Origin of the sequence: Sutterella parvirubra YIT 11816 (assembly GCF_000250875.1) — a bacterium.
GTDB lineage: Bacteria > Pseudomonadota > Gammaproteobacteria > Burkholderiales > Burkholderiaceae_F > Sutterella > Sutterella parvirubra.
Window position 1 is genome coordinate 1 of the sequence record NZ_JH604900.1, and the last position, 689, is coordinate 689.

Below are 689 nucleotides of genomic sequence, written 5' to 3' on the forward strand. Positions count from 1 at the left end.
CAATAGCAGAAATGCAGGCAGAGTTCCCCAACCGGGATTTTGTGATTCTTTTTCAGATGATCCCGGAACTTCGTAAAGGATCCGCTGAGATACGCCCGGTATTCCTTCTTCTCCAATTCGTTGGCGAAGTGGTTGACCATGTGCCCGAACGCAAGTTGGAGCCGCGGCAGTGCGGCGAGGTCTTCCTTGGACGCCTTCTTCATGTCGACGATCCTCGTCGACACCGTGTAGGCGGGCACCTCGCTGATGACGTTCAGCTGGTCAAGGCGCTTGGGCGTGATGAAGTGCAGATCCTCATGGTTCTCGATCGTTGCACTCAGGAGTTTCTCCTTCAGCTCAGGCGCAAGTTCCTTGGGAGTCCTGGGCTCTTTCGACTTCAGGGGCTTGATCTTCCGGCTCTTTTGAGTGGGCTTGGGGGTGACTTGAGGCGATTTTTTCGAGGTCATTTGAGGATCTCCGGCGCATCTGTTGGAGGCGCTTTGATTGCTGGTCGGAATTCATCCTACGCCTCTTTAAAAAAGGACTATCCGGGGTAAAAGGCCATATACAGATACAAATGAGCCAACAGCAACTTTTTGTTTCATCTTTGTAGACGAAGCCCGAGAATTCACTGAAGGGGGTCGGAGGAGAGTGCTTTGTTCTTGTGACTGTGCTTCCCATAGAGCCTCGCGCAGAAGACCGTCATCAGC

At 52.7% G+C, this 689-nt stretch carries 1 protein-coding gene; it reads right to left on the reverse strand.

Annotated elements, in window-relative coordinates; genetic code table 11:
* The coding region (locus tag HMPREF9440_RS02630) for a hypothetical protein (protein ID WP_008541224.1) at positions 1-446 on the reverse strand (446 nt) is incomplete at its 3' end.
* Positions 447-689: the final 243 nt, after the last annotated feature.